General features: G+C 72.0%; 27 protein-coding genes, 1 tRNA gene and 1 pseudogene. 18 read left to right on the top strand and 11 right to left on the bottom strand.

Features of this window, described 5'->3' with window-relative positions:
• The first annotated feature begins 52 nt into the window (after positions 1-52).
• Positions 53-499: a molybdopterin-dependent oxidoreductase gene (locus tag ACZ60J_RS30090; RefSeq protein ID WP_469686647.1), complete on the top strand. Its 447-nt coding sequence runs from the start codon at positions 53-55 to the stop codon at positions 497-499.
• Between the two features lie 43 nt (positions 500-542).
• On the opposite strand, the gene ACZ60J_RS30085 is transcribed toward ACZ60J_RS30090, so the two are convergent.
• Positions 543-962: a TOBE domain-containing protein gene (locus ACZ60J_RS30085; protein WP_469686645.1), complete on the bottom strand. Its 420-nt coding sequence runs from the start codon at positions 960-962 to the stop codon at positions 543-545.
• A 247-nt stretch (positions 963-1,209) separates the two neighbouring features.
• Here ACZ60J_RS30085 and ACZ60J_RS30080 point away from each other — a divergent pair, with 247 nt between their 5' ends.
• Positions 1,210-1,557, top strand: a complete 348-nt coding sequence (locus ACZ60J_RS30080) for a DoxX family protein (protein ID WP_469686643.1) — start codon at positions 1,210-1,212, stop codon at positions 1,555-1,557.
• A 31-nt stretch (positions 1,558-1,588) separates the two neighbouring features.
• On the opposite strand, the gene ACZ60J_RS30075 is transcribed toward ACZ60J_RS30080, so the two are convergent.
• Positions 1,589-2,401 carry a VOC family protein gene (locus tag ACZ60J_RS30075; protein WP_469686641.1) on the bottom strand — a complete coding sequence of 271 codons (813 nt, stop codon included), beginning with the start codon at positions 2,399-2,401 and terminating at the stop codon, positions 1,589-1,591.
• 108 nt (positions 2,402-2,509) lie between these two features.
• Between ACZ60J_RS30075 and ACZ60J_RS30070 the strand changes: the two genes are divergently transcribed.
• Both ACZ60J_RS30070 and ACZ60J_RS30065 read left to right on the top strand, forming a co-directional pair.
• Complete coding sequence (locus ACZ60J_RS30070; protein WP_469686639.1) at positions 2,510-3,172, top strand: HhH-GPD-type base excision DNA repair protein; 663 nt, start codon at positions 2,510-2,512, stop codon at positions 3,170-3,172.
• Positions 3,173-3,226: 54 nt separating this feature from the next.
• Positions 3,227-3,703, top strand: a complete 477-nt coding sequence (locus ACZ60J_RS30065; RefSeq protein ID WP_327305856.1) for a cupin domain-containing protein — start codon at positions 3,227-3,229, stop codon at positions 3,701-3,703.
• Here the strand turns inward: ACZ60J_RS30065 and opcA are convergent.
• Together opcA and ACZ60J_RS30055 are read right to left on the bottom strand one after the other, a co-directional pair.
• Positions 3,649-4,584: a glucose-6-phosphate dehydrogenase assembly protein OpcA gene (gene opcA / locus ACZ60J_RS30060; RefSeq protein ID WP_469686637.1), complete on the bottom strand. Its 936-nt coding sequence runs from the start codon at positions 4,582-4,584 to the stop codon at positions 3,649-3,651. The genes ACZ60J_RS30065 and opcA overlap by 55 nt on opposite strands.
• Before the next feature lie 55 nt (positions 4,585-4,639).
• Positions 4,640-6,235 carry a helicase HerA-like domain-containing protein gene (locus ACZ60J_RS30055; protein ID WP_469686635.1) on the bottom strand — a complete coding sequence of 532 codons (1,596 nt, stop codon included), beginning with the start codon at positions 6,233-6,235 and terminating at the stop codon, positions 4,640-4,642.
• Between the two features lie 88 nt (positions 6,236-6,323).
• Here ACZ60J_RS30055 and ACZ60J_RS30050 point away from each other — a divergent pair, with 88 nt between their 5' ends.
• Both ACZ60J_RS30050 and ACZ60J_RS30045 read left to right on the top strand, forming a co-directional pair.
• On the top strand, positions 6,324-6,620 hold the full coding sequence (locus ACZ60J_RS30050) for a type II toxin-antitoxin system VapB family antitoxin (RefSeq protein ID WP_112446725.1): 297 nt from the start codon (positions 6,324-6,326) through the stop codon (positions 6,618-6,620).
• Between the two features lie 175 nt (positions 6,621-6,795).
• Complete coding sequence (locus tag ACZ60J_RS30045) at positions 6,796-7,446, top strand: LytR C-terminal domain-containing protein (protein ID WP_469686633.1); 651 nt, start codon at positions 6,796-6,798, stop codon at positions 7,444-7,446.
• A gap of 117 nt (positions 7,447-7,563) precedes the next feature.
• Here the strand turns inward: ACZ60J_RS30045 and upp are convergent, their stop codons facing one another.
• Positions 7,564-8,199 (bottom strand): uracil phosphoribosyltransferase, encoded by a 636-nt coding sequence (gene upp, locus ACZ60J_RS30040; RefSeq protein WP_365924422.1) that lies wholly within the window; start codon positions 8,197-8,199, stop codon positions 7,564-7,566.
• Positions 8,200-8,392: 193 nt separating this feature from the next.
• Here upp and ACZ60J_RS30035 point away from each other — a divergent pair, with 193 nt between their 5' ends.
• The 10 genes from ACZ60J_RS30035 to ACZ60J_RS29990 all read left to right on the top strand — a co-directional run bounded on the left by ACZ60J_RS30035 (position 8,393) and on the right by ACZ60J_RS29990 (position 15,365).
• The gene (locus ACZ60J_RS30035; RefSeq protein WP_469686631.1) at positions 8,393-9,391 is read left to right on the top strand and encodes a universal stress protein; all 999 of its coding nucleotides are present in this window, start codon (positions 8,393-8,395) and stop codon (positions 9,389-9,391) included.
• A 128-nt stretch (positions 9,392-9,519) separates the two neighbouring features.
• A complete protein-coding gene (locus ACZ60J_RS30030; RefSeq protein ID WP_382977387.1) occupies positions 9,520-9,693 on the top strand; it encodes a hypothetical protein in 174 nt (57 codons plus the stop codon).
• 229 nt (positions 9,694-9,922) lie between these two features.
• Positions 9,923-10,504 (top strand): tRNA adenosine deaminase-associated protein, encoded by a 582-nt coding sequence (locus ACZ60J_RS30025; RefSeq protein ID WP_469686778.1) that lies wholly within the window; start codon positions 9,923-9,925, stop codon positions 10,502-10,504.
• Positions 10,505-10,581: 77 nt separating this feature from the next.
• Positions 10,582-11,010, top strand: coding sequence for a tRNA adenosine(34) deaminase TadA (gene tadA / locus ACZ60J_RS30020; protein WP_469686776.1), 429 nt, complete (start codon positions 10,582-10,584; stop codon positions 11,008-11,010).
• Positions 11,011-11,079: 69 nt separating this feature from the next.
• Positions 11,080-11,164, top strand: a tRNA-Ser gene (locus ACZ60J_RS30015).
• Between the two features lie 100 nt (positions 11,165-11,264).
• A complete protein-coding gene (locus ACZ60J_RS30010) occupies positions 11,265-11,585 on the top strand; it encodes a hypothetical protein (protein ID WP_382977392.1) in 321 nt (106 codons plus the stop codon).
• Between the two features lie 396 nt (positions 11,586-11,981).
• Positions 11,982-12,143 (top strand): hypothetical protein, encoded by a 162-nt coding sequence (locus ACZ60J_RS30005; RefSeq protein ID WP_469686629.1) that lies wholly within the window; start codon positions 11,982-11,984, stop codon positions 12,141-12,143.
• 212 nt (positions 12,144-12,355) lie between these two features.
• Positions 12,356-13,360 (top strand): RNA polymerase sigma factor SigF, encoded by a 1,005-nt coding sequence (locus ACZ60J_RS30000; protein ID WP_469686627.1) that lies wholly within the window; start codon positions 12,356-12,358, stop codon positions 13,358-13,360.
• 247 nt (positions 13,361-13,607) lie between these two features.
• Positions 13,608-14,462 (top strand): RNA polymerase sigma factor SigF, encoded by an 855-nt coding sequence (locus ACZ60J_RS29995; protein ID WP_469686626.1) that lies wholly within the window; start codon positions 13,608-13,610, stop codon positions 14,460-14,462.
• Between the two features lie 90 nt (positions 14,463-14,552).
• A complete protein-coding gene (locus ACZ60J_RS29990; protein ID WP_469686624.1) occupies positions 14,553-15,365 on the top strand; it encodes a hypothetical protein in 813 nt (270 codons plus the stop codon).
• 13 nt (positions 15,366-15,378) lie between these two features.
• Here ACZ60J_RS29990 and ACZ60J_RS29985 read toward each other — a convergent pair whose 3' ends face one another.
• Positions 15,379-15,618 carry a hypothetical protein gene (locus ACZ60J_RS29985; RefSeq protein ID WP_469686622.1) on the bottom strand — a complete coding sequence of 80 codons (240 nt, stop codon included), beginning with the start codon at positions 15,616-15,618 and terminating at the stop codon, positions 15,379-15,381.
• Positions 15,619-15,698: 80 nt separating this feature from the next.
• Here ACZ60J_RS29985 and ACZ60J_RS29980 point away from each other — a divergent pair, with 80 nt between their 5' ends.
• Together ACZ60J_RS29980 and ACZ60J_RS29975 are read left to right on the top strand one after the other, a co-directional pair.
• On the top strand, positions 15,699-16,199 hold the full coding sequence (locus ACZ60J_RS29980; RefSeq protein WP_469686621.1) for a MarR family winged helix-turn-helix transcriptional regulator: 501 nt from the start codon (positions 15,699-15,701) through the stop codon (positions 16,197-16,199).
• 83 nt (positions 16,200-16,282) lie between these two features.
• Positions 16,283-17,812, top strand: a pseudogene (locus ACZ60J_RS29975) (MDR family MFS transporter); the annotation flags it as partial.
• Between the two features lie 15 nt (positions 17,813-17,827).
• Here the strand turns inward: ACZ60J_RS29975 and ACZ60J_RS29970 are convergent.
• From ACZ60J_RS29970 to ACZ60J_RS29950, 5 genes are all read right to left on the bottom strand, one after another.
• Positions 17,828-18,484 carry a TetR/AcrR family transcriptional regulator gene (locus ACZ60J_RS29970; RefSeq protein ID WP_469686619.1) on the bottom strand — a complete coding sequence of 219 codons (657 nt, stop codon included), beginning with the start codon at positions 18,482-18,484 and terminating at the stop codon, positions 17,828-17,830.
• A gap of 88 nt (positions 18,485-18,572) precedes the next feature.
• Positions 18,573-20,798, bottom strand: coding sequence for an ArnT family glycosyltransferase (locus ACZ60J_RS29965; RefSeq protein WP_469686617.1), 2,226 nt, complete (start codon positions 20,796-20,798; stop codon positions 18,573-18,575).
• Positions 20,798-22,063, bottom strand: a complete 1,266-nt coding sequence (locus ACZ60J_RS29960) for a bifunctional glycosyltransferase family 2/GtrA family protein (RefSeq protein WP_469686615.1) — start codon at positions 22,061-22,063, stop codon at positions 20,798-20,800. The genes ACZ60J_RS29965 and ACZ60J_RS29960 overlap by 1 nt, the downstream gene beginning before the upstream one ends.
• A gap of 25 nt (positions 22,064-22,088) precedes the next feature.
• Positions 22,089-23,651 (bottom strand): sensor histidine kinase, encoded by a 1,563-nt coding sequence (locus ACZ60J_RS29955; RefSeq protein ID WP_469686613.1) that lies wholly within the window; start codon positions 23,649-23,651, stop codon positions 22,089-22,091.
• 131 nt (positions 23,652-23,782) lie between these two features.
• Positions 23,783-24,550: a response regulator transcription factor gene (locus ACZ60J_RS29950; protein ID WP_469686611.1), complete on the bottom strand. Its 768-nt coding sequence runs from the start codon at positions 24,548-24,550 to the stop codon at positions 23,783-23,785.
• Positions 24,551-24,613: the final 63 nt, after the last annotated feature.

Below are 24,613 nucleotides of genomic sequence, written 5' to 3'. Positions count from 1 at the left end.
CCAACCTTGCAGATGAGGTTCCGTAAGGCTCGCCGCCGGGAAAGAGTGACCCATGGCCAAACTCATGCTGCACGGAGACCTGGATCACCCGGCGACGCTGAGCGTCGCGGATCTGCGGGACTGGGCACCGCACCGGGCCGCGGTCACCTTCGACTGCGCGACGAACGGTCCGCAGCACCACGTGTTCGAGGGCCCGTTGCTCCGGGAGGTGGTCTCGGACGCCGGCCCGGCCTTCGACGCACGCCGCCGCAAGGACCGTTCGCGGTTCCTGCTCGCCGTGACCGGCGGGGACGGGCACCATTCGATGCTGTCCTGGGCCGAGTTGGACGCCGACTTCGGTGGGAGTCCGGTGCTGCTGGCGACCCGCCTCGACGGTGAGGACCTCGACGAGGCGGGTGCGCAGCTGGTGGTCCCTTCGGACCGGTGCGGGGCGCGCTACGTCAGCGCCGTCACGCACGTGTGGTTCGGCGCGCTGTCGCCGCCGAGCCTGGGCCTGTAGGGCAGGACCCTCAAGCGATCAGGGCCCGCAGACGCTCAGGTCTTCAGACCGTCGCGAGGGAGATCTCGGTCGACTTGATCAGCGCGACGACGGAGGACCCGGCGGCCAGGCCGAGCGCCTCGACGGCGTCCTTGGTGATGGCGGCGGTGAGCCCGCCTCCGTTCACGTCCACCTTGACGGAGGCCATCGCGCCGCCGGCGGCGACGTCGACCACGGTGCCGGTGATCTGGTTGCGGATGGAGATGCCGTCGACGGCTCCGGTGGCCAGGGCGACCTCGGTGGCCTTGACCAGGGCCTTGACGGAGGAACCCGCGGCGAGGCCGAGGTCCTTGGCGGCGTCGGTGGTGATCGCGGCGGTGATGTCCTGGCCACCTTCCAGGCGGACCTTGACCGTCGTCATGGCCTCGCCCGAGGTGACGGAGGTGACGGTGCCGGCGATCTGGTTGCGGATGCTCAGGCTCATGAGTGGTTCGACCTCGTGTGTAGACGGTTCGCGCGTACGGCCCGGGTGACCGCACAAGATCGACGCTAGGCGGTTTCGTCCCGGCTCGGTTTCGACCCGTCGCATCCGCCACCCGGAACCACCCGGGCGGCTGGCCCGTGCGCCGATAAAAAAATCTTCGGGGTTCCTGTCACACCCGTGCGGCGGCGCGGGTCAGTGCGGTGAGGACGGAAAAACACCGTCCCCACCGCCTACCGAGGAGCCCCTCATGCAGATCGCCGCCACCGTCGTCGCCGTCCTCGCCGCCGCCATGTCGGGCTTCTCGGGCTACTCGCTCCTGCGCCGCGCCCCCTGGGTCGTGGAGGCCATGGAGCAGTACGAGGTCCCGCGGGCCTGGTGGACCCCGCTCGGCGCGGCCAAGGCCGCCGGAGCACTGGGCCTGCTGGCCGGCTTCCTCGTCCCGGTCCTCGGCATCGCCGCCGGCATCGGCCTGGTCCTCTACTACACCGGCGCCGTGATCACCGTGTTCCGGGCCCGGGCGTACGCCCACGTCCCCTTCCCGGTGATCTACATGGCCCCGGTCGTCGCCGCCTTCGCCCTCGGCTTCGCCGCGTAGGGGCCGGCCCGCCGGTCAGCCGGTCAGCCGGTCACTCGAACTTCGGCATCTCCCCGACCGTCTTCGCCACGTCGATCACCGCGAAGGCCGCGCCCTGCGGGTCCGTCACCGCCGCGAAGCGGCCGAAGGGGCTGTCCATCGGGCCGAAGTGCAGCTTGCCGCCGTGCGCCTGGGTCTTCGCGACCGCCTCGTCGCAGTCTGGGACGGCGAAGTAGACCTGGACGTACGAGGGGATCTCCGGCGGGAAGTCGGTGCCCATGTTCATCCGGCCCAGCACCGGGTTCTCCGGGCCGCCCAGGCTGAAGACCTTGAAGTCCATCCCGGCCGCCTCGGGGTCGTCGCCGAGGTCCATCTGCTGGGTCCCGTACGGGAAGACCTGCGGGAGGAACGCGTCCGGCTTGGCCACGTCGCGCGAGAAGAACTCGGCCCAGCAGTACGCGCCCGGCTCGCCGGTCTTCTCGAAGCCCTTGTGGTCACCCGGCTGCCAGACCCCGAAGACGGCGCCGCTCGGCTCCTTCGCGATGGCCATCGTGCCGAAGGAGCCGACCTGCATCGGGTCCATCAGGAGCTCGCCGCCGGCCGCCCTGATCTTCGCGGCCGTGGCCTCGGCGTCGGGCGAGGCGAGGTAGAGGCACCATTGCGAATGGCCCTCCGCACCCGGCATGGGCGGCACCACGGCTGCGACGGCCTTGCCGTCGGAATAGGCCTGCGTGTAGTTCCCGTACTCGCTGCTGGACTCCCCGAAGGTCCAGCCCAGCACATCGGCGTAGAAGGTCTTCGCGCCCTCCAGGTCGGAGAACATCGCGTCCACCCAGCAGGGCGCGCCTTCCGTGAAATCAGTCATGATCGATCGACTCCCGTGTCGTGTACGACGTGACCCGTCTCGGTACTCACGCTAGGCGCGGGGTCCGACAACCGCGCGGGGAGCACCGCCGCGCGGGACCCTTGGTGCATGGACGAGAACAACGAAGAGAAGAACAAGGACGAGAAGAGCAAGAGGGTCACCATCCGGCTCGCCCAGCAGCCGGAGGCCGACGAGCTGCTCGGGCGCAGCCCGCTCGCCGCGCTGGTCGGGATGCTGCTCGACCAGCAGGTACCCATGGAATGGGCCTTCTCGGGGCCCTACACGATCGCCCGGCGCCTCGGCTCCGACGACCTGGACGCGCACACGATCGCCGCCTACGACCCGGAGGCCTTCGCCGCGCTGCTCTCCGAGAAGCCGGCCGTGCACCGCTACCCGGGGTCGATGGCGAAGCGGGTGCAGCAGCTGTGCGCGTACCTGGTGGAGCACTACGGAGGGGACGCGGCGGCGGTGTGGGCCGACGCGGGCAGCGGCGCCGAGCTGCTGGCGCGGCTGCGGGCGCTGCCCGGCTTCGGGGAGCAGAAGGCGCAGATCTTCCTGGCGCTGCTCGGCAAGCGGTTCGGGGTGCGGCCGCGCGGCTGGCGCGAGGCCGCCGGCGGGTACGGACCGGCGAACGTCTACCGGTCCGCGGCCGACATCACCGGCCCGGAATCGCTGGCCAGGGTACGGGCGCACAAGCAGGAGGCGAAGGCAGCGGCGAAGGCGGAGAAGGCAGAGAAATCCGCCACCAGCGGTGCCGGTAAACGGAATTGACGGTTCGTGCGGGTTGCGGGGCCGTTGTCAGACCCTGCCCCTAGGCTCGGGATCATGACTGAGAACCTGACCCGCGCCGCCACCGCCGAGATCATCTCCGACGGTCCCGGCAGCCTGATCACGCTGCTCACGGACACCGCCGAGCTCACCTGCAACACGGCCACGTTCGAGGTCGGCGCGGCGGGCGCCCCGGTGCACTTCCACACCAAGGCGACCGAGTTCTTCCACGTCACGGACGGCACGCTCGACGTCCTGCTCGGCGACGAGATACACACCCTGACCAAGGGCGACTTCCTCGCCGTGCCCCCCGGCGTGAAGCACGCCTTCGCCCCGGCCGCGGACAGCACCGCCGAGGTGTTCGTCGGCTTCACGCCGGGCATGGGCCGCTTCGACTACTACCGGCTGCTCGGCCGGGTCCGGGCCGGCGAGGCGACGGTGCAGGACATCATCGACAGCCAGCCCGTCTACGACAACCACTACGCGGAGAGCGACGCCTGGGCCGGCCGCCTGAAGCGCAGCGCCGAGGCGTAGACCTCGTCGGCGTCGAGCCGCCGCAGTTCCTCCGCTATCAGCTCGGCGCTGCTGCGGATCTTCAGCGCCACCTTGCGGTCCGGGCTGCCCGGCAGGAGCAGGGTGGCCAGGACCCCGTCCGGGCGGTCCACGCGGATCTCCCCGGCGGAGGTCGCGAGCCGGACGCGGGTGATGACCGGGCCCCCGGTCTCCACCCGCTCCACGGGCACGCCGAGCCGGTCCTCCAGCCAGCGGGCCAGCAGCTCGGAGCTCGCGTTGCCGGGCTCGCTCTCCACCGCCGCGCCCGTCACCGGGAGCGGCTTCTGGTCCAGGGCGGCGGCCAGCAGCGAGCGCCACGGGGTGAGCCGGGTCCAGGCCAGATCGGTGTCCCCGGGCGCGTAGGCGCCGGCCCGGGCGTCGAGCGCGGCGACCGGGTCGGGGGCCGCCTCGGCATCGGTGATCCGGCGCTGCGCGAGGGCGCCGAGCGGATCCAGGGCGGGCGCGTCCGGGGCGTCGGCCGGCCACCAGGCCACCACGGGCGCGTCCGGCACCAGCAGCGGGAGCACGACGGAGCCCGCGTGCTCGGTGAGCGCCCCGTGCAGCCGGAGCAGCACGATCTCCCCGGATCCGGCGTCCGCGCCCACCCGCAGTTCGGCGTCGAGCCGGCTGCGCCGCAGCCGGTGCGAGCCGCGCGCGGTGCGCTTGATCACCGCGATGATCCGGCAGGGGTGCTCGCGCGAGGCCTCGGAGGCCGCGCGGACGGCGTCGTAGGCGTTCTCCTCGTCCGTGGCGACGAGGAGGTTGAGCACGAGCCCCATCGTGGGGCTCCCGACGGCCCGTCGCGCGTCGAGCAGGGCCCGGTTGACCTTGCTGGAGGTCGTATCGGTGAGTTCGGTCCGCATGCTCCGAGTCTCGCAGGCCGGACGGGGCCGCCGGTACGGGTTCCCGTGCGCGGTGTCAGCGGCGCCGCCTGGCCGTGCCGAAGATCGACCGGGAGATCTCGCGGCCCAGCTGCGTACCGATCGACCTGGCCAGGGAGCGGAAGAGCCCGCTGCCCACCACCTGCTCCGCCAGCGAGGGGTCCGGCTTCGGCGCGGCCTTCGCGGCCGCCTTCGCCTGCTTCTCCGCCTCGGCCGCGGCTGCGGCCGCCTCGGCCTCGGCCTCCGCAGCCGCCTGCTCGGCGGTGATCTTCTCGTACGCCGATTCCCGGTCGACGGGCTCCGCGTACCGCGAGTAGAGCAGCGAGGACTTCACCGCCTGGTCCAGCGCGGCCGCGTCGACCGGCCCCATCAGCGACTGCGGGGCCCGCAGCCGGGTGGCCGCCACCGGGGTCGGCGCGCCCTTCTCGCTGAGCACCGTGATCACCGCCTCGCCCGTCCCCAGCTGGGTCAGCAGCTCCTCCAGGTCGTAGGCGGAGTTCGGGAAGGTCTTCACCGTCGCCTTCAGCGCCTTCGCGTCGTCCGGGGTGAAGGCGCGCAGCGCGTGCTGCACCCGGTTGCCGAGCTGCGCCAGCACGTCGGCGGGCACGTCCTTGGGGGTCTGGGTGACGAAGAAGACGCCGATTCCCTTGGAGCGGATCAGCCGGACCGTCTGGGTGATGGCTTCGAGGAAGGCTTTCGAGGCCCCGTTGAACAAGAGGTGCGCCTCGTCGAAGAAGAAGACCAGTTTGGGCTTGTCCAGATCGCCGACTTCCGGAAGGTCCGTGTACAGATCCGCCAGCAGCCACATGAGGAAGGTGGAGAAGAGCTGCGGTTTGTCCTGGACCGCCGGGAGCTCCAGTACGGAGACCAGTCCGCGCCCGTCCGCCGCCGTTCGGAGGAATTCGCTGGTGTCGAATTCGGGCTCGCCGAAGAATTCCGCGGCCCCCTGCTGTTCGAAGGCGGTGAGTGCCCGCAGAATCACTCCGGCGGTCACCGTGGAGAGTCCGCCGATGCCCTTGAGCTCGGGCTTTCCCTTGTCCGACACGAGGAAGGCGACGACCGCCCGCAGGTCCTTGAGGTCGATCAGCTCCAGGCCCTTGGCATCGGCGTAGTGGAAGATCAGCCCCAGCGACTGCTCCTGCGTCTGGTTGAGCTGGAGCACCTTCGACATCAGGACCGGGCCGAAGCTCGTCACGGTGGACCGGAGCGGGATTCCGGGGCCGATCCCGCCGAGCGAGTAGAACTCGCTCGGGAATCCGGTGCCCTCCCATTCCTGGGCCACCTCCTCGGCCCGTTCCCCGATCTTGTCGTTGGCCGCGCCGGGCGCCGAGATCCCCGAGACATCGCCCTTGATGTCCGCGAGGAAGACCGGAACGCCGTTGGCCGACAACTGCTCGGCGATGAGCTGCAGCGTCTTGGTCTTGCCGGTTCCCGTGGCGCCCGCGACCAGTCCGTGCCGGTTGAGCATCGACAGCGGGATGCGGATCTGGTGCTCCGGCAGACAGGCCCCGTCCCAGAGCAGGGCCCCCAGATCGAGCGCGGGTCCGGTGAAGGCGTACCCCGCGGCGATCTGGTCGGCAGGGGACGCGGCGGGGGACCCTGCGGGGGACCCGGAGTCGGTGCTCTGGCTCATATATCACTCCCGAAATAGCACTATCTGCCACCTTTGCACCGTCATCGCAAGGCTGCGCCCCTGGGCCCTTGCCCGGTAGGCTTTCCGTGTGATCTTCAAGCGCATCGGAAATAGGCGGCCGTACCCCGACCACGGCAGGGAAACCACCCGGCAGTGGGCGGATGTCGCCCCGCGCCCGGTCCGGCTCGACCAGCTTGTGACCACCAAGGGCCAGCTCGACCTGGAAACGCTGCTCGCCGAGGATTCGACCTTCTACGGGGACCTCTTCGCCCACGTCGTGAAGTGGCAGGGCGACCTGTACCTCGAGGACGGTCTGCACCGCGCCGTCCGCGCCGCGCTCCAGCAGCGCCAGGTCCTGCACGCGCGCGTCCTCGAACTGGGCTGACGAACAGGGCCGGCGGGCCGGGCCTGCGGGCAGGCCGACCGGCCGGGCTGACCGGCCGGGCCGATGAACCCCTTCCGGCTGTCTGATAGATCCCGGTTGCGCCTTTCGGGTCAGGCTTGCCCTATGAACAGATGATTCAGTGGGCATCGGCAGCGGTCGGCATTACGCTGCGCACATGAGCATGCTCACTCCCCCTGGCATGGGCGGAAAGTACAAGGTCACGGGAGCGGCTTACCCCCGCATGACCCGCCCTCGACGCCGCCGCCGGATCGTCCTCGTGGTGCTCGGATCGATCATCGGGCTCGCCCTGATCGCTTACGGGGCCGTGCAGCTCATCGATGTGTTCGGCGGTGACGCGGACAAACGCAAAACCGCCGCCGCGGCCAAGGACTGCGCGACCCCCGCCCCCAAGGCCGGCTCCGCGGCCTCCGCCGCGCCGGCGCCGCAGGTCGCCCTCCCGCCGCCCGGCGGGATCACGGTCAACGTCTACAACGCGACCCCGCGGGCCGGCCTCGCCAAGGCCGTGGGAGACGAACTCAAGAACCGCGGCTTCACCATCGGCAAGGTCGGCAACGCCCCCGCCGACTTCGACAAGAAGGTCCCGGGCGCCGGGATACTGGTCGGCTCGCCGCAGACGGACAAGGCCGCGTTCTCCGTCCTCGGTACCAACCTCGCCGGCGCCACCCAGCAGACCGACGCCCGCGAGACCGCGGACATCGACCTGATCCTGGGCGACGCCTTCAAGGAGCTCACGCCCAAGGCCGACGCGGACAAGGCCCTGGCCCTCTTGGCCAACCCGCAGCCCGCGCCCGCCAAGAAGTGCTGACCGGCTGACGCCGACCACACGAGAAAGCCCGGCTCCCCGAAGGGGGCCGGGCTTTGGGATCTCCGCGCCGGTCAGCGCCGGTCAGCGCCGGTCTGCGCAGGTCAGCGCCGCTCGGTGCTACTCCGCCGAGCCGTACATGCGGTCGCCCGCGTCGCCCAGGCCCGGCACGATGTAGCCGTGCTCGTTGAGCCGCTCGTCCACCGCGGCCGTCACCACCGTCACCGGCGTGCCCGCGAGCTCGCGCTCCATGACCTCGACGCCCTCGGGCGCGGCCAGCAGCACCACCGCGGTCACGTCGTCCGCACCGCGCTTGATCAGCTCCTGGATCGCCGCGACCAGCGTGCCGCCGGTGGCGAGCATCGGGTCGACGACGTAGACCTGGCGGCCCGAGAGGTCCTCCGGCATGCGCGTCGCGTACGTGGAGGCCTCCAGGGTCTCCTCGTTGCGGACCATGCCGAGGAAGCCGACCTCGGCGGTCGGGAGCAGCCGCACCATGCCGTCGAGCATGCCGAGACCGGCGCGCAGGATCGGTACGACCAGCGGCCGCGGGTAGGAGAGCTTCACGCCGGTGGTCGGACCGACCGGGGTGACGATGTCGGCCTGCTCGGTGCGCACGTCCCGGGTGGCCTCGTACGCCAGCAGGGTCACCAGCTCGTCGGCGAGGCGCCGGAAGGTGGGGGAGTCGGTGCGCTTGTCGCGCAGGGTGGTGAGTTTGTGCGCCACCAAGGGGTGATCCACGACCTGCAAACGCACAACATCCTCCAAAACTCGGCTGTCGCAGCGAAAGCTGCGCCCTACACCGCCGCCACCTGCGAAAACGGCCGCAACTGCGCGACCCACACCCAAAAGGCTACGCGCTGCTCCCACCCCTTCGCGCCCGGAGCGGGGGCCACGCCCGGAAACCCCTGGAGATGCGACCCGCCCGGACCCCCAGCACGCTGGACGGATGACCCACGAGACCGACGCAATGGTGATCGCCGCCGTAGACGGATCCGAACACAGCCTCAAGGCCCTGGAGTGGGCAAGGGCTGCGGCAGTACGCCACGGCACCGGGCTCCTCGTCGCCCACGTGCTCTCCGACAGCGTCCAGCTGTACGCGGCACGCCGCTCCTCCCTCAACGACCGCACCGAGCCCGAAGAGCCCGAGGACCCCGTCAGCGAGCGGATACGGGCCCACCTGGCCGAGGGCGGCCCGCTCCCCTCCGAAGTCCGCTACGCGTCCCTGGAGGGCTCGGTCCCGGAGGCCCTGCGGGACATCGGGGAGGGCGCCCGGATGCTGGTCATGGGATCCCGGGGCCGCGGCGGCTTCGCCGCGCTGCTGCTCGGTTCGAACAGCCGCGCCGTGGCCACCAGCGCCGCCTGCCCGGTGGTCGTCGTCGCGCACGAGGCGCGGGGGGCGGAGAGGGGCGACGGGGCCGACGAGGCCGCCCGGGCCTCGGCCGGGCGCGTGGTGGTGGGGCTGCACGCCTCCGAGACGCCCGACAACGTACTGGACTTCGCGTTCACGGAGGCGGCCGCGCGGGACACCACCCTCCAGGTGGTCTCGGCGTACAGCATCCCGCCGTCGCCGACGATGGTGATCGACAGCCCGTTCGCGGTGATCCCGCCGGAGGCGCTGGTGGGGGAGGACGAGAACGCCGTGCCGGCCGAGCGGGAGATGCTCCGCTCCCAGACGGAGCGGCTCGCACCGTTCCGGGCGAGGTACCCGGCCGTTCCCGTCGAGCAGGCGGCGGTGCCCGGGGACGCGGCCGGGCGGCTCGTGGACACCTCGAAGTCGGCGGCCCTGGTCGTCGTGGGCCGCCACCATCCGCGCCGGCACATCCGGTCCCTGATGATCGGCTCGGTCGCGAATGCCGTCCTGCAGCACGCGCACGGGCCGGTGGCGATCGTCCCGACGTTGTCGGAGTCGGTGGGGTCACCGGAGTCCGCGGGGGAGTCCGCGTAGCCGGGATTGTCGGAATCCGACTGAATTCATCGTGAGTCGTGGCAGAAGGTGGCATCAAACGGCCGGTCCGGGGGAAGGTGGGGGTTCGGGGGGACGGACCGGACCGGACCAGCCAGGGGCGGTGACCCATGCCCGATGAAGATCACGAGCTACTGGAGACGACGGCGCAGCGCAGAGCACGGCGCGCGCAGTTCCTCCGTGACCTGCACGAGGCCCGGGAACTGCGCGACCGGGTGCAGCCCAGACGCGCCCGCGCCGCCCGCATGCGCCAGCAGATGCGCATGCGCACCTTCCGCTGGTGAGCCCCGCCGGGACCCCGCCCGGCCGCCGTCCCGCCCCCGGCACGAGGCCCCGTACAACACGCGCGGCCAGCGCCACGGCGCGGAAGACCTCTCGCATTGGCTCCGTTTCTGCCACGATGCCGACTGGGCGGGGTACGAAACGGTGAGCACGACGGCCGTTCCACCCCCCACCCACCTCCGGCCGGGGGGAACTCCAACCGGCACGCCTATGACCAGTGGGAGAGTCACGGTGTACTTCGCCGCACTGCTCGCGCGCACCGAAGACGGGTGGGAAGCGAGCGACATGGAACTCGACGATGTCGAGTCCCTGAGTGATCTGATCGATCTCGCCCGCTCCGCCTCTGTCGACGACGACACGGTGGTAGCCCTCATCGAACAGGAGGACGCCTGGTTCGGTGTCGTCCGGGTGGACGGCGAAGAGGACCCGCGCTACTACGTGTCCAACGCCTCCGCCGCCTCTCGCAGCTCCTACGGGTCGATGCTGACCGACGAGCTGCTCGGCAAGGACGAAGAGGACGACGAACTCGACGAGCTGGACCTCGACGGAACCGAGGACGGCGAGGACGAGGTCATCGCCTCCTACCCGGACGGCGGACCCGCCGACAGAGACCAGGAGGACGACGAAGACACGGACGACGCCCACGACGTACGAGCCGGATCCGAACCGGCACCCGCCGGGCCGCTCGGCGACCCCCGCCTGCTCGACGACCTCGGGGTCAGCCACAAACAACTGATGACCCTGGACGGGGACGCACTCTCGGAGATCGCCGAATCGCTCGGCGCCACCGAGGTCCTGGAGGCCGTCCGCTAGTGATCCCCGCGCACCACCACACCCCGCGGCCCACCCCGTACACGCCCGATCCCGTACGGGACCCGTGGCAGGACTCCATGCGCCTGGCGCTCCGGGAGGCCGCCCGGGCGGTGCCGGCCGGCGACGTGCCGGTCGGCGCCGTGGTGCTCGGCCCGGACGGGAAGCTCCTGGCCACCGGGCACAACGAGCGGGAGGCGACCGGAGACCCGACGGCACACGCCGAGGTACTGGCGCTGCGCCGGGCCGCCACCGCCCTCGGGGAATGGCGGCTCCCGGGGTGCACCCTCGTGGTGACCCTGGAGCCGTGCGTGATGTGCGCGGGCGCCCTCGTGCAGTCACGGGTGGCCCGGGTGGTCTACGGGGCGTCCGACGAGAAGGCGGGCGCCGCCGGGTCGCTGTGGGACCTCGTACGGGACCGCCGGCTCAACCACCGGCCCGAGGTGATCGCGGGCGTGCTCGCGGGGGAGTGCGCGCAGCAGCTCACGGAGTTCTTCCGCACGCTCTGAGGCGGTCGCCGGGAGTCCCGCCGGGCGCCGATTTCATTTCATGCCGCCCCTTGGGCTAGGATCCATCTCGGTAGTGTGTCCGAGTGGCCGAAGGAGCTCGCCTCGAAAGCGAGTATGGGGCAACCCATCGGGGGTTCAAATCCCTCCACTACCGCTTCGATCGAGAGCCCCGCCCCGCAAGGGTCGGGGCTCTCGGCGTTTCCGCACACGTCCAGCCTCCGACATCCGGCGTCCGGCGTCCGAGGGACATCCGCGTGACCGCCCGCGCCCTCGGCCGTTGTCACGGCATGACCAAGACCCAGCGCATCCTCGCCGCCATCGCCCTCGCGGGGGCCGCCGCGGGCCTCGCGGCGCCCGCCGCCTCCGCCGCACCGATCTCCCCGCTCACCCTCCCGGACCTGCCGGCGCCGCAGGGCATGCCGGAGGGGGCGAGCCCGTCCTCGGTGCAGGAGATCGGCGGACAGGTCAGCGGCGGCCTGAACCAGCTCAACCAGCTGATGGAGCTGCCGAACCACCTCGCCCCCGTGATCGCCCCGGTCCAGCCGATCGCCGATCTGGCCGGCGGCCTGGAGTAGGCACACCGCACACCGCAGCCGCGGGCCACACCGTTCGGCGGACAACGCGAAGAAGGCCCCGACCTGAGTCGGGACCTTCAACGGTTGGGACGGGGGAAGTGGCATCGGGGGGACAAGCCACTTCCCCCGATGAGGACGGAACCTGCCAGTCCAAGCCGCAGTCAGGGGGGAAGCTTGCGGCTCGGACCCCGCAGTGAGGTCCTGTCCCTCGCTCACCGATTTCCTGCCAGAACCGGTGGGCTCGTGTTCAATCCTGCGCCTTCCCGGGCCGCCGCCACACCGGCAAAGGGCCTGTGCCGCGAGGCCATTGGTCCTTAAAGGCCAGGTGAGTGTTCGAACACGACCGGCTAGACTCTCCCGACCTTGCAGGACCGGTTGGGGAGGCCGACACCGCACGTGGACACCAAGAAGCTGATCTCGGGCGCCCTCACCGTGTTCGTCCTCTTCGTCATCATCACCCAGCCCGTAAAAGCCGCCGATATGGTGCAAATAGGCTTCCAAGGAATCTCGGATGCCGCAACGGCGATCGGCGAGTTCATGACCGAACTGGTGCGCTAAGCCCCGTACGCTGAAGCGGTTTCCGGACTTCCCGGCCCCCCACTCCTACGGGTGGGGGGCTTTTTGCGTTCCCGCACACGGGGCAATATGCCCTGTTATGCCCAACTTGCCCTCAACACGGCGATATACGGTGCTTGCACACAGTGCACATGTCTTGTGATGCTATGACCGCTTTTGACGGATGAGTTGATGACGTGACGTGAAGGGGTGGCGTGACCGTGCCGGCCAGTACTGCGCCCGAGGTGCCGCCCCAGCAGGACCCGCAGCAGGAGCACCCCCGGGACCTCCACCGGGACTCCGCGCAGGCCCCGCAGGGGACTCTGCCCGGACCCCTGTCCGGGTCCCAGCCCGGACCCCCGCCCGGGTCCCAGCCGGAGCCCCAGCCGGCGGAGTCCCACGTACCGCCCCAGCAGGAGGCCCCCGAGGGGCCTCCGGTCGCCCCCAGGCCGCAGAGCCGGGGCGCCGACACCCGGGCCCTCACCCAGGTCCTGTTCGGGCAGCTGAAGGACCTCCAGCCGGGCACCAGCGAGCACTCCCGGGTCCGGGGGGCGCTCATCGAGGCCAACATCCCGCTCGTCCGGTACGCGGCGGCCCGCTTCCGCAGCCGCAACGAGCCGATGGAGGACGTGATCCAGGTCGGCACGATCGGGCTGATCAACGCGATCGACCGGTTCGACCCCGAGCGCGGGGTGCAGTTCCCGACCTTCGCGATGCCGACCGTCGTGGGCGAGATCAAGCGGTACTTCCGCGACAACGTCCGCACCGTCCACGTCCCGCGCCGGCTCCACGAGCTGTGGGTCCAGGTCAACGCCGCCACCGAGGACCTCACCACCCTGCACGGCCGCACCCCGACCACCCCCGAGATCGCCGAGCGGCTGCGCATCAGCGAGGACGAGGTGCTCTCCTGCATCGAGGCCGGCCGCAGCTACCACGCGACCTCCCTGGAGGCCGCCCAGGAGGGCGACGGGCTCCCCGGCCTGCTCGACCGCCTCGGCTACGAGGACCCCGAGCTGGCCGGCGTGGAACACCGCGACCTGGTCCGCCACCTGCTCGTCCAGCTGCCCGAGCGCGAGCAGCGGATCCTGCTCCTGCGGTACTACAACAATCTGACCCAGTCGCAGATCAGCGCCGAGCTCGGCGTCTCCCAGATGCACGTCTCGCGACTCCTCGCCCGGAGCTTCGCCCGACTGAGATCCGCAAACAGGATCGAGGCCTAACCGGATCGAGTGGAGATCATTCTCCGCGTTTCCTGACAGAGAGGCAGATTCCCGCCCTAGAGCAGGCCTATCGTGCTCTGTCGCTGGAGATACTTGTCGACATGGCGCTACAGCGTGTTGCCGACATGTGACATTCTGCTGGAACCGCGTTTGCCGCAGCCCCGCCTCCGGTATTCAGGTGGAGGCTGCGTTCCTCCGACGGGCGCGCAGATGAAGCGCGAACCGTCCGCGACCTCAAGGGGGTGGCATGTCCGTAGACCAGGGCAGCTCACAGGTGCTCACGCTCGTCAAGCAGCGTGAAGTGCCGGCCGTGTCCCACAGCTCGGAAGCCATCGACACCCGGATCGACACCCGCACCCTCTCCCGCTCCCTCTTCAAGCGGCTCGCCGGCCTCGACGCGGACAGTCCCGAGCGGACGTACGTGCGCGACACCCTGATCGAGCTGAACCTCCCCCTCGTGCGCTACGCCGCGGCCCGCTTCCGCAGCCGCAACGAGCCCATGGAGGACATCGTCCAGGTCGGTACGATCGGGCTGATCAAGGCCATCGACCGGTTCGACTGCGAACGCGGAGTGGAGTTCCCGACCTTCGCCATGCCGACGGTCGTCGGCGAGATCAAACGGTTCTTCCGGGACACCTCATGGTCCGTGCGCGTCCCGCGCCGGCTCCAGGAGCTGCGCCTCGCGCTGACGAAGGCCAGCGACGAGCTCGCCCAGAAGCTCGACCGCTCGCCGACCGTTCCGGAGCTGGCGGCCGTGCTCGGGGTCTCGGAGGAGGACGTCGTCGACGGCCTCGCCGTCGGCAACGCGTACACCGCCTCCTCGCTCGACTCGCCCTCCCCCGAGGACGAGGGCGGCGAGGGCTCGCTCGCGGACCGGCTCGGGTACGAGGACACCGCGCTGGAGGGCGTCGAGTACCGCGAGTCGCTCAAGCCCCTGCTGGCCAAGCTCCCGCCCCGGGAGCGGCAGATCATCATGCTGCGGTTCTTCGCGAACATGACCCAGTCGCAGATCGGCGAGGAGGTCGGCATCTCCCAGATGCACGTCTCCCGGCTGCTCACGCGCACGCTCGCGCAGCTCCGCGTCGGCCTGATCGGCGAGTAGCCTCCGGGTCGCCGGTGCCCGGGCCATGCCCTGCCGGGCAATGCTCCGCACCGGCTTCCCAATTGACGGTGCGTCAGTAAAACTGCCGGGATGCGAAAGGTTTCCCGGCAGGCTGCCGTCCTCGTCCTGAGCGCCGCCGCCGCCACCGCCGCCCTGACCGGGTGCGGCGGCCCGGCGCGCGAGGGCTACGTGGCCCTGGGCGCGGCCGCTCCGGGCCCCGAGCGGGGCGCCGGGGAGAACGTCGCGCCCAAGGACCGGGTCGAGTTCCAGGCGCTCCCACAGGCGCCCTCGGGGTCCTCCGCGTCCCCCGGCGGCACGTCGGGCAGCACCTCGGCGGACATCCCGGGCGATGCCGGGGCGCCTGGCAGTGCTCCCGGCGCGGTCCCCGGCGGTACGCCGCCCGGCGCGCCGGGGTCGCCCCAGGCTCCCGGCGGCTCCGACCCGGGCGGAGGCGCGCCCGCCGGCCCCGGCGGCTCGGGCGGCTCCGGGAACCCGCCCGGCACGCCGCTGCCCACCCCTCCGGGCGGCAAGCCCGGGACCCCGTCGAGCCCGCCCCCGAAGCCGGGGCCGTCCGCTCCGGCGCGGCCTCCGGCCACGCCGGCGAAGCTGAGCATCGGCGCGCCGACCCGTACCGCGACGGCGGAGCGCTGGTGCGAGCAGGTCACGGTGGCCTTCACCAACACCGGCTCCACCGCCGCCCGTTCGGGCACGGTCGGCTTCGCGACGCACATCATCGGCGCCCTGGGCGTCGACTGGGCCACCATCCACTCGACCCAGCCGCTGCCCGCGCCGATCGCGGGCGGCACGACGAGGACGCAGACCTACCGGATCTGCGTCGAATCCTGGCGCGTCCCCCTGGGCATGCGCGTGGAGACCCAGAAGGTCACGGCCACCTGGAACTGAGCCGGCGGACGGCTCAGAGCGCCAGCCAGGCCACCACGGCGATCAGGACCAGAGCGGCGAGGCCGGCCCCGATCCACAGGCCCGCGCCCGGTCCCGACTTGCGGGCGGCGCGGTTCTGCATGCGCGAACCAGGGACGGCGGGAGCCGGTACCGGCTCGTCGACGAAGGCCCGGAACATCTGGGTGCTGCCCGCGGGGTCGTAGTCACCCTCGGGAGCCTGTGAGTTGTGGTTCGAGTCGTGATTCGCAGCCATGCGCAGGACCCTAGCCGGTTTTCCGATTCCTTTACCGCCCAGCCCTCCGATTCATTTGCCTGTAACAACCATCTGCTTCTATGGTTGCCCGAAGCAACGACATTCGGAGGGGGGTCCAGGTGACCACAGCACCCGTGGCGGCCACGGCTACGCCCGCAACCCGCTACGCCGAGCTGGCCCGTCAGCTCACCGGCATCGGCGCCGTCAAGCGCGACCTCGCCCGCCTCCTGCCCCCCGACTGCCCGCCCGGTTCGGCGGCCGTGCTCACCGTGCTCGACCGGCACGGCGAGATGCGGCTCGGCCGCCTGTCCGAGTACCTGGCCATCGACATCTCCGTGACCAGCCGGCACGTCGCGCACACCGCCGACCGCGGCTGGATCACCCGCGACACCGACCCCGTCGACGCCCGCTGCCGGATCCTGCGCCTGACGCCGGCCGGCCGCGCCCTCCTCACCGAGCTCGGCTCCCGCCACACCACGGCGCTGGAGAAGGCCCTGGCCGACTGGTCCGACGCGGACGTCGACCACCTCAACACCCTGCTGGCCCGGCTCCGCTCGGGCTTCACGCTCCCAGACAGCTAGACCGAAGGAAACACATGGCTACGACCACACCCACCGGTGTGCGGGGAGGCAGCCGGCCGGAGACCACGTCCGACAGCGCGCCCATGACCCACCCGCAGATCATGAAGGCGCTCTCCGGGCTGATGCTCGGCATGTTCGTGGCGATCCTGTCCTCCACGATCGTCTCCAACGCCCTGCCCCAGATCATCGGCGACCTCGGCGGCACCCAGTCCTCGTACACCTGGGTGGTCACGGCCGCCCTGCTCTCGATGACGGCCGCGACCCCGCTGTGGGGCAAGCTCTCCGACCTCTTCAGCAAGAAGCTCCTGGTCCAGATATCCCTGGTGATCTACGTCCTCGGCTCGATGGTCGCGGGCATGTCCCAGAACACCGGCATGCTCATCGCCTGCCGCGTGGTCCAGGGCATCGGCGTCGGCGGGCTCTCCGCCCTCGCCCAGATCGTGATGGCCGCGATGATCTCCCCGCGCGAGCGCGGCCGCTACAGCGGCTACCTCGGCGCGGTCTTCGCCGTCGCCACCGTCGGCGGCCCGCTGCTCGGCGGGGTCATCACCGACACGAGCTGGCTCGGCTGGCGCTGGTGCTTCTACGTCGGCATCCCCTTCGCCGTCATCGCCCTGATCGTGCTGCAGCGCACCCTGCACCTGCCCGTCGTCCGCCGCGACGTCAAGGTCGACTGGCTCGGCGCCTTCCTGATCAGCGGCGCCGTCTCGCTCCTGCTGATCTGGGTGACCCAGGCCGGCACCTCCTACGACTGGATCTCCTGGCAGACCTGGACGATGACCGGCGGCGCGCTCGTCCTCGGCCTGCTCTTCGTCCTCGTCGAGTCCAGGGCTAGCGACCCGATCATCCCGCTGCGCCTCTTCCGCAACAAGACCATCAGCCTCGCCTCGGCAGCCTCGCTCTTCGTCGGCATCGCGATGTTCTCGGGCACCGTGTTTTTCAGCCAGTTCTTCCAGTTGGCCCGCGGCGAGTCCCCGACGATGTCCGGAATCCTCACGATTCCGATGATCGGCGGACTCTTCGTCTCCTCCACCGTTTCCGGTCAGGTGATCACCAAGACCGGCAAGTGGAAGGGCTGGCTGGTCTCCGGCGGTGTGCTCCTGACGGCCGGACTCGGCCTGCTGGGCACCCTGCGGTACGACACCGCGTACTGGCACATCGCGATCTTCATGGCGCTGACCGGCCTCGGCCTCGGCATGATGATGCAGAACCTGGTCCTCGCCGCCCAGAACCAGGTGGCCCCCGAGGACCTGGGCGCCGCCAGCTCGGTCGTCACCTTCTTCCGCTCGCTCGGCGGCGCCATGGGCGTCTCCGCGCTCGGCGCGGTCATGGCCAACCGGGTCACCCACTACGTCCAGGACGGCCTCGCCGCACTCGGCCCGAAGGCGGCGGCCCTGGGCCACGGCGGAACCGGCGGGGGAGCCATCCCCGACCTCGGCAAGCTGCCCGAGCCCTTCCGCACGGTCGTCGAGTCCGCGTACGGGCACGGCGTCGGCGACGTCTTCCTCTACGCCGCCCCCACCGCGCTGCTCGCGCTGGTGCTGGTGGTGTTCATCAAGGAGGTCGCCCTCAGGTCGAAGCCCGCGGGCCACGAGCCGGCGGCCGCCTCGGCGGAGTAGCCGGACGGCCTACGGGGCTGCGCCCGGGGCGGGCGCGGCGCCCGCCCCGGGCGCGGTGTGGGCCAGGATCCCCGCGATCAGGACGTCGAGCGCGAGGCAGAACTCCCCGTCGGGCGGCCGCCGGACCGTGCCCGCACAGCCGTGCAGGAACTGGGAGACGGCCAGCCGGGCCCCGGCCCGGGTGGCGTCCGGCAGGCCCGTGGCGTCCAGCAGCCGGTGCAGGGCGGCGTCGAAGGCCCGTGCGTGCGGGCCGATGTTCGGATACGCGGCGGTGAGCGGAGCCACCCACGGGTGGTCCACGAGCAGCCTCCGGTAGCCCCGGGCCAGCGAACGGAGCCGGCCGGGCCAGCCCTCCGCGGGCGGCCCGGCCGGCTCCTGCTCTTCCCGGAGCTCGCCCAGGGCGCTGTCCAGGGCGAGTTCGAGCAGATCGTGCTTGGTGTCGACGTACCAGTAGAGGGACATCGCGGTCACCCCGAGCCCGGCGGCCAGCCGCCTCATGGAGAAGCGCGCCAGCCCCTCGGCGTCCAGCAGCCGTACGGCCGCGGCCGTGATCCGCTCCCGGTCGAGTCCGTCGGGGCCTCCGGTGCGCCGCCGGGCGGCTGCGGCCGGCCGTTCGGCCAGCCAGACACTGGTCCGGGCCGTGCCGGGATCGGCCGGGGTGACCATGGAGGCATCCTCCTCACACGCACGGGACGGCCCGGAATGCCCGGTCCGCCCCCTTGATGCTAGGGGGTGGGACCGGGTGCGGTGGGTTTCAGGACCCTTGGGAGGTCGGCGCGGTGAGGTCGTAGAAGGTGGCTCCGCCGATGGTGGAGGCCTTGAAGTTGGCCTTGACCCAGGTCTCGATGGAACTGCTCACGCCTCCGCCGGGGCCGCCCCCGACACGGACCAGCCTGCGGGTCTCCGCGCCGCCGCCGGTTGCGCCGTCGGCCGCGGTCTCGTCGGCTCCCGCGTCGCTCTGGCCGATGAAGTAGTGGATCTTCCCGGCGCTCACGTACTCCTTGAACTGCTCCAGCGTCGGCGAGGGGTCGCTGCCGTTGAAGCCGCCGAGGGGCATCACCGGCTGCTGCGAAGCCAGCTGGTAACTGGCCGCGTTCTGCGAGCCGATGGCGGCCGCAGCCCAGGTGTACCGGTCCGCGTCCGCGCGCAGCGCGGCCGTGGCCTCCGCGCTGGTCCTCGTCCCGCCGAGCAGGCCGCCCATGCCGCCTCCGCCGGGACCGCCGACCATCCGGGTGGGCCGGCCGTCACCGGCGGGCCGGCTGCCGCCGGGGGCCTGGCCGCCCGGAGCCTGGCCGCCGCCTCCTGGGGCCTGGCCGCCCTGAGCGGGGGCGCCCGGGGGCATGCCCTGCGGTGCGGCACCGCCGCCGGGCATCCCGCCCCCGCCCGGCACCTCGAAGCTGCGCATCCCGCCGCCGGGGCCGCCCCGGCCCCCCGCGACCGCGGGGCCCGCCGTGACGATCGAGCCCGTGTGCGCGGTGCTCACCGTGCTCAGGCAGTACGCGAGGGGTCCGGCCAGGGCCGCGCCCAGGCCGACTGCCGCCACGCCGAGTGCGGTCCGGCGGCCCAGCCGCGCGGCGAACGGCAGCAGCAGGGCCGTGCCGAGTCCGACAGCGAGGACCAGCCAGCGCAACCACGGCACGTACTCCGCAGAGCGGCCGAGCAGCACGAAGGCCCAGTAGGACGTGAGTGCGAGGGTCCCCGAGAGCGTGAGGGAGGCGGCCCGGCTGCCCCGCTCCTCCCAGAGGACGGCGATCCCCATGCCGACGAGGGCGGCGATGTAGGGGGCCAGCGCGACGGTGTAGTACTCGTGGAAGATGCCCTGCATGAAGCTGAAGACCACCGCGGTGATCAGCAGCGCCCCGCCCCAGGCCAGGAAGGCCGCGCGTGCCATGCCCTCCAGCGAGTCGGCGGCCCGGCGGGCCCGCCAGGTGACCACGAGGCCCGCGACGAGCAGGATCAGCGCGGCGGGCAGCAGCCAGCCGATCTGACCGCCGATGTTGGAGGAGAACATCCGGTCGATGCCGGTCTCTCCCCAGCTCATCCCGCCTCCGCCCCCACTCCCGCCGGGGCCGCCGGCCATGCCCTCGGCGGCCGTGCGGGCGCCGCCTCCGACGCTGCCGGTCTCCTCGCCGTTGATCCGGCCGAGGCCGTTGTAGCCGAGGGTCAGTTCCAGGAAGGAGTTGGTCTGCGAGCCCCCGATGTACGGGCGGGAGGAGGCGGGCCACAGTTCGACGACCGCCACCCACCAGCCGCCGGCCACCACCATGGCGGCCGTGGAGAGCAGCAGCTGTCCCAGGCGCCTGCGCAGCCCGGTCGGCGCGCAGATCCCGTACAGCAGGGCGAGGGGCGGCAGGATGACGAAGGCCTGCAGGGTCTTGGTCAGGAACGCGAAGCCGACCGCGACCCCGGCCCAGACGAGCCACTTGGTGTGCGCCCCTTCCAGAGCCCGGAGCACGCAGTACACGGTGACGGTCATCAGCAGGGTCAGCAGCGCGTCGGGGTTGTTGAAGCGGAACATCAGCGCGGCCACGGGCGTGAGCGCGAAGACGGCTCCGCTGATGAGGGCCGCGACCGGGCCGAACTGACGGCGTACGGCCGCGTAGAGCACGGCGGTCGTTCCGACGCCCATCAGGGCCTGCGGGACGAGGATCTGCCAGGCGCCGAGCCCGAAGAGCCGGACGGACAGCATCATGGGCCACAGCGCGGCCGGGGGTTTGTCGACGGTGATGGAGTTCCCGGCGTCGGAGGAGCCGAAGAAGAAGGCCTTCCAGCTCTCGCCGCCCGCCTGGACCGCGGCGGAGTAGAAGGAGTTGGCGTACCCCGAGGCCCCGAGGTCCCACAGCAGCAGGACGGCGGTGGCGAGGAGTAGCCCGAGGAAGGCGGGGCGCTCCCAGCCGGGCCGGCCGGCGTGCGCCCGGGTCGCCCGGGAGGACGGGGCGGCCGGGGAGGGCGGATGGAGCGGTAGCGCTGCCGTGGTCATCAGGAGTGGTCCTTCGCGGGAGTGGCGCGCCGTTCGGGGAAGACCCAGGCACGGAAGAGCAGGAACCGCAGCACGGTGGCGGCGAGGTTGGCGGTGACCAGGACGGCCAGCTCGGTGCTGTGCCCCGGAGCGGCGGTGGCGGCCCCGAGAGCGGCGAGCGATCCGCTGGTCAGGGCCAGTCCGATGGCGAACACCACGAGCCCCTGCGCCTGGTGGCGCACGGCGCGGGCCCGGCCCCGGACGCCGAAGGTGAGCCGTCGGTTGGCGGCGGTGTTGGCCACGGCGGAGAGCAGCAGCGCGGCGGCGTTGGCGAGCTGGGGGCCCGCGCCGGTCCGGGCTACGGAGTAGAGGAGCAGGTAGAGGAGGGTGGACAGGGCTCCGACCGCGCAGAAGCCCAGGAGCTGGCGGGCCAGCCCGCGCGGCACCCCGGGCAGGGCGGTGCGGTCGCGCGGGTCGTCACCGAAGGGGCGGGCGAGCCGGTCCAGCGGCAGCGCGCCGACGGCCAGCGCCCTGCCCACGCGCCAGACGCCCTTGAGGTCCTCGGCGGCGGTGCGGGCGATGTGCACGGTGGAATCGGGGTCGTCGACCCAGTCCACGGGGACCTCGTGGATCCGGAGCCCGGCCCGTTCGGCGAGGACGAGCAGCTCGGTGTCGAAGAACCAGCCGGAGTCCTCCACGAGCGGCAGCAGCCGGGTCGCGACCTCGCGGCGGATCGCTTTGAAGCCGCACTGGGCGTCGCTGAAGCGGGCGGAGAGCGAGGAGCGCAGGAGCAGGTTGTAGGCGCGGGAGATGAACTCCCGCTTCGCTCCCCTGACCACCCGCGAGGAACGGGCCAGCCGGGTGCCGATGGCGAGGTCGGAGTGGCCGGAGATCAGCGGGGCGACCAGCGGCAGCAGGGCGTTGAGGTCGGTGGAGAGGTCCACGTCCATGTACGCCAGGACGGGCGCGTCCGACTCCCCCCACACGGTGCGCAGGGCCCGGCCGCGGCCCTTCTGCTCCAGCCGGGTGCTGCGCACCCCCGCCACGGAGGCGGCGAGGGCGGCCGCGACCTCGGGGGTGCGGTCGGTGCTCGCGTTGTCGGCGATGGTGATGCGGAAGGGGTACGGGAAGGTCCGGGTGAGGTGCTCGTGGAGCCTGCGCACGCAGGGGCCGAGGTCCGTCTCCTCGTTGAAGACCGGGATCACCACGTCGAGCACGGGCTCACCCGGTACGGGCGCGAGGGGCGCCCGTACCGGGAGCGCTCCGTGGGAGGTGTCGGTAGGCATGACCCGACCCTCCCCGGCCGGGCTGTCACCGCTGTGTGCTGACCCTGTGGCCCGTCTGTGAGTGCGGCTGTGCGGCCGGGGTCCTGGCGGTGAGGGGGGCGGGGGCCGCCGAGTCGGCGAGGGGCAGCAGGACCTCGAAGGCGGTGTGACCGGGGGCGCTGCGGACGTCGACGTGGCCGCCGTGGGCCGAGACCACGGCGGCCACGATGGCCAGGCCGAGGCCGGTGGAGCCCGCCGAACGGGAGCGGGAGGCGTCGCCGCGGGCGAAGCGTTCGAAGACGTGCGGCAGCAGCTCGGGCGGGATGCCGGGGCCGTCGTCCTCGATCCGGAGGCGGACTGCGGATGTTTCACGTGAAACATGAGCCGTGACCGTGGTGCCGGGCGGGGTGTGCGTCCGGGCGTTGGCCAGCAGGTTCACCAGCACCTGCTGGATCCGCGCCGGGTCGGCGTGGACCGGCGCCGGGTCCTCGGGAAGTTCCAGGCGCCAGTGGTGGTCATGGCCGGCGGCCCGGGCATCGCTGACGGCGTCCACGACCAGCGGGGCCAGATCGGTGTCGCACATGGACAGCGGGCGGCCCGCGTCGAGCCGGGCCAGCAGCAGCAGGTCCTCCACCAGCCCGGTCATCCGGGTGGCTTCGGACTCGATCCTCCCGAGGGCGTGCCGGGTGTCGGGGCCCGGCTCCTCGCGGCCCCGGCGGGTCAGTTCGGCGTAGCCGCGGATCGAGGCCAGCGGGGTGCGCAGTTCGTGGCTGGCGTCGGCGACGAACTGCCGGACCCGGGTCTCGCTCTGCTGGCGCGCGGTCAGCGCCGAGGAGACGTGGCCCAGCATCCGGTTGAGGGCCGCGCCCACCTGTCCGACCTCGGTACGGGGGTCGGCCTCGGCATCGGGCACCCGCTCGTGGAGGGCGGGCTCGCCGCTGTGCAGGGTGAGTTCGGAGACCCGGGTGGCGGTGGCGGCGACCCGGCGCAGCGGTCGCAGGGCGACGCCGACCAGCACCTGTCCGGCGAGGGAGGCGGCGATCAGCCCGGCGAGGGTGACGAAGACTTCGACCGCGATCAGGGTGTGCACGGTGGAGTCGGCCTCGGCGAGCGGGAACCCGAGCACGATGCTGCCGGCGCTGCTGCCGCCGGCGCCGGCGGCGCTGCCGACGTTGGCCACGGGCGCGGCCAGCACCCGGTAGCGGCCGAGGCCGGGCAGCTGCAGCTCGACCGGGTTGCCCGCACTGCGGCCGGCTGCCTTCTGCGCGGCCCCGGCGATGACGGCGGTCTGGTCCGGGGTGAGGGGCGGGTGAGCGCCGGGTCCGGACCCGGACCCCGACCCGCCGACGGCGGCGCTGCGCTGGCTCCGGACGCTCTCGACCACCTTGCCCGCGGCATCGAAGCGGACCCCGACGGCACCCAGCGGGGATCCGGGGCCCAGGACGACGCCGAGGTTGTTGTTCTCCCGGGGGAACTTGCCCGCGCCGGGGCGGCTCGCCATCTCCACGGAGACCCGCAGCTGTTCGTCGACCTTGTCGACCAGGTACGAGCGCAGCGCGACGGTGGTGACGGTGCTGATGGCCGCGCCGACGACGGCGATGAGGGCCACCGCCGAGACGACGAGCCGGGTCCGCAGGGACCAGGGCCGCCGGCTCCACCGGGGGCGGCGGGGGCCGGAGGGGCGCCCGGGGCGGCCCGGCCGGCGGGGACGGCGGGTGCGCCGGGGCTCTCCGGCCGCCACTAGTCGGCCGGCTTGATCAGGTAGCCGGCGCCACGACGGGTGTGGATCATCGGCTGGAGGCCGGTACCGGCCTCCAGCTTGCGCCGCAGGTAGGAGATGTACAGCTCGACGACGTTGGCCTGACCGCCGAAGTCGTACGACCACACGCGGTCCAGGATCTGCGCCTTGCTCAGCACCCGGCGCGGATTGCGCATCAGGTAGCGCAGCAGCTCGAACTCGGTCGCGGTCAGGTGGACGTCCTGACCGCCCCGGGTCACCTCGTGGCTGTCCTCGTCGAGCCGCAGGTCGCCGACCTGCAGCACCGACCCGCCGCGCGCGGCCTGCGCCGCACCGGAGCGCCGGACCAAACCGCGCAGCCGGGCGACGACCTCCTCCAGGCTGAACGGCTTGGTGACGTAGTCGTCGCCGCCGGCCGTCAGACCCGCGATGCGGTCCTCGACCGAGTCCTTCGCGGTCAGGAACAGCACCGGGACCTGCGGGAGCTCCCTGCGCAGGCGGCCCAGGACGGCCAGCCCGTCCATGTCGGGGAGCATGATGTCGAGCAGGACGACATCGGGCCGGAACTCCCGTGCCGCGCGCACCGCGGCCGCACCGTCGCCGGCGCTGCGGACCTCGCAGCCCTCGTAGCGCAGGGCCATGGAGAGCAGCTCGGAGAGGGCGGCCTCGTCGTCGACGACGAGGACCCGGCACGGGGTCCCGTCGGGCCGGACGAGGGCCGTGTGGTTGCCGGTGGACGTGGACGCGTGGGAAGTGGTCGTCGCAGTCATGCGTACACGCTGGCCGACGCCCGTGAGAGCGCTCTTGCCTGAAGCTGTGAATTCCCTGAGAAA

Source organism: Streptomyces sp. NPDC104226 (genome assembly GCF_055584085.1).
Note: the sequence above shows the minus strand (reverse complement) of the source record. Positions and strands in the feature narration are given on the sequence as shown.